Annotated in this window: 3 protein-coding genes; all 3 read left to right on the forward strand. The window is 55.8% G+C overall.

Going from position 1 to position 2,825, the window contains the following annotated elements:
* Positions 1-38 precede the first annotated feature (38 nt).
* Entirely contained in the window at positions 39-947 is a 909-nt protein-coding gene (gene murQ / locus NG42_RS07815) for an N-acetylmuramic acid 6-phosphate etherase (protein WP_052898763.1), read from the forward strand.
* Between the two features lie 2 nt (positions 948-949).
* Positions 950-2,389, forward strand: a complete 1,440-nt coding sequence (murP, locus tag NG42_RS07820; RefSeq protein ID WP_052898764.1) for a PTS N-acetylmuramic acid transporter subunit IIBC — start codon at positions 950-952, stop codon at positions 2,387-2,389.
* Positions 2,390-2,659: 270 nt separating this feature from the next.
* Positions 2,660-2,825: PAS domain S-box protein (locus NG42_RS22625; protein ID WP_156324259.1), on the forward strand; the 166-nt coding region annotated here is incomplete at its 3' end.

A 2,825-nucleotide genomic window follows, 5' to 3' on the forward strand; every position in this document is an offset into this window, starting at 1 on the left:
AAATTATTCCTTTACTGCGATTCTGCCCGGAGCTTGTTATGAAGATTGACCTGAATACGATGATCACCGAAGGCCGTAACCCGGCCAGTGAAAACATTGATGAACTGCCTACCGAAGCGATGCTGCGGGTGATCAATCAGGAAGATCAGAAAGTCGCGCTGGCGGTGGAAGCCATCGTGCCGGAAATCGCCCGTGCCGTGGATGCGATCGCGGCGGCATTTCAGCAGGGTGGCCGGCTGATTTATTCCGGTGCTGGTACCTCCGGGCGTTTGGGTATCCTGGATGCCAGTGAGTGCCCGCCAACCTACGGCACCCCGCGTGAACAGGTTGTGGCGCTAATTGCCGGGGGGCATAAAGCGATTTTGCAGGCGGTGGAAAATGCCGAAGATAATCGTGACATGGGCGTGGACGATCTGAAGGCGATCAATTTTAACGCCAAAGATGTGCTGGTCGGTATCGCCGCCAGCGGGCGCACACCGTATGTGGTGGCAGCGCTGGAGTATGCCCGCCAGCTTGGCGCGACCACTGCCGCACTGACCTGTAATCCCGACAGTGAAATCGCCCGCATTGCCGATATCGCTCTGACACCGGTGGTTGGCCCGGAAGTGGTCACCGGCTCCTCGCGGATGAAAGCGGGCACCGCGCAAAAGCTGGTGCTGAATATGCTGACCACCGGTGCGATGATCCGCAGCGGCAAAGTTTATGGCAACCTGATGGTCGATGTGGAAGCCACCAATAAGAAACTGATTCAACGTCAGGTGAATATCGTTTTACAGGCAACCGGCTGTAGTGAAGCCGAAGCACAACGCGCGCTCAGCGCCTGCGGCGGCCAGTGCAAAACGGCCATTCTGATGGTGCTGGCACGGCTTTCCGCCGAAGACGCACAGGCACTGCTGCAACAGAATCGCGGCTTTATTCGCCAGGCTCTGCATCAGCAAGGAGCCTGACCATGGCGAAAATCACCCTCGCGTTGATGCAGGCCATGTTGCAGGCGGTAGGCGGCGCAGCGAACGTGGCGCTGTGCGGCAACTGCATGACGCGGCTGCGCCTGACGCTGCACGATAAAACCCTGGTGCAACAAGCCGAGCTAAAAACGCTGCCTGGCGTGCTGGGCGTGGTGAACAGTGACGATCAGCTACAGGTGATTCTCGGCCCTGGTAAGGCACAAACCGCAGCGGAGATGATGAATTCTCTGCTGGCAAGCGGAGATCAGCACGCCACGCCGGATTTACAGGCGCTGGCAGCGGAAAATAAACAGCAGCAGAAAGCCCGGCAAAACAGCGGCGTCCATCAGTTTCTGGCAAAGTTTGCCACTATCTTTACTCCTTTGATCCCCGGATTTATCGCCGCCGGTATGTTGCTCGGCATCGCCACCCTGCTGGAACAGATCTTCCAGCTTAGCAGCACGGGTCAGCACCATGCGCTGCTGGTGCAGGGAGTCGGCTATATGAAGATATTCAGTAAGGGGCTGTTTACCTTCCTGAGTATTTTGATTGGCTACAACGCACAGAAAGCGTTTGGCGGCTCTGGCGTGAATGGCGCGATTATCGCCTCGCTGTTTTTACTGGGCTACTTGCCGGATGCCAACGTGGGTTACTACTCGGGTATCGATAACTTTTTCGGCATGGTGATTGACCCGCGCGGCAGCATTATTGGCGTGCTGCTGGCGGCGATAACCGGCGCATGGATTGAGCGGCAGATCCGTAAGTGGATGCCGGATAATCTCGATATGATCCTGACGTCAATGCTGACGCTGCTGATCACCGGCGCGTTGACCTTTGTGGTGATTATGCCGATCGGCGGCGAGCTGTTTAAAGCCATGTCATGGCTGTTTATCCATCTTAATGGCAATCCGTTTGGCTGCGCGTTGTTAGCCGGACTGTTCCTGCTGGCGGTGATGTTCGGCATTCACCAGGGCTTTATTCCGGTCTATTTTGCGCTGATGGATGCGCAAGGCTTTAACTCATTGTTTCCGATTCTGGCCATGGCCGGAGCCGGGCAGGTGGGGGCGGCGCTGGCGCTTTACTTCCGGGCAAAAAAGGACTCGCTGCTGCGAACGCAGGTGAAAGGGGCGATCATTCCGGGTTTTCTCGGCGTCGGAGAACCGCTGATTTACGGTGTGACGCTGCCACGGGTTAAACCCTTTATTACTGCCTGCATCGGCGGCGCGGCCGGCGGCTTTTTTATTGGCCTGGTCGCCTGGCTGGGATTACCCGTCGGATTAAACACCGTGTTTGGCCCTTCAGGACTGGTTTCTCTGCCATTGATGACTTCCGCACACGGCATTCTGGCGGGCATGGCGGTGTATGCCGCAGGAATGGTAATCGCCTGGATGGCCGGTTTTGCCGCAACCTGGCTGTTTGGCAGTAAAAATGTCGATCTCAGTTAATTAACGGCGACCAGAACCCGTCGGCGGGCGGGTTTCATTCGCGATAACATCCATTTGATTTACCCTAAATCCCCCCTTAACTAATCCTGCGCCCGGCGTGATATCCACTATCACCCCATTGTTGCACCCGCTTCCCTGACACTAAGTGCTTCCGGCCATTACGAAATATTGCGCTGGCGGCTAAAGTTCTCCAGTCACGCCGCCGAAAATATAAAAAAAAGTAAACCATCCTGCCCTGTAAGCGATGTTCACCCCCCAAGGACCCGATCCATGCGTAATAACCAGCCCGTAACACAGCAAGAGTATCTGTTTGATAACGATGCGACACTGATGTCGACTACCGACCTCAACAGCTATATCACCTACGCCAATGATGCATTTATAGAGGTCAGTGGTTTTACCCCGGAGGAGATTAACGGGCAGCCACACAATATGG

This window comes from Winslowiella iniecta (genome assembly GCF_001267535.1).
GTDB lineage: Bacteria > Pseudomonadota > Gammaproteobacteria > Enterobacterales > Enterobacteriaceae > Erwinia > Erwinia iniecta.

What these genes read in the sequence shown, in the direction of transcription:
- murQ (WP_052898763.1), top strand. Translation starts at nt 39, where the DNA reads ATGAAGATTGACCTGAATACGATGATCACCGAAGGCCGTAACCCGGCC.
- murP (WP_052898764.1), top strand. Translation starts at nt 950, where the DNA reads ATGGCGAAAATCACCCTCGCGTTGATGCAGGCCATGTTGCAGGCGGTA.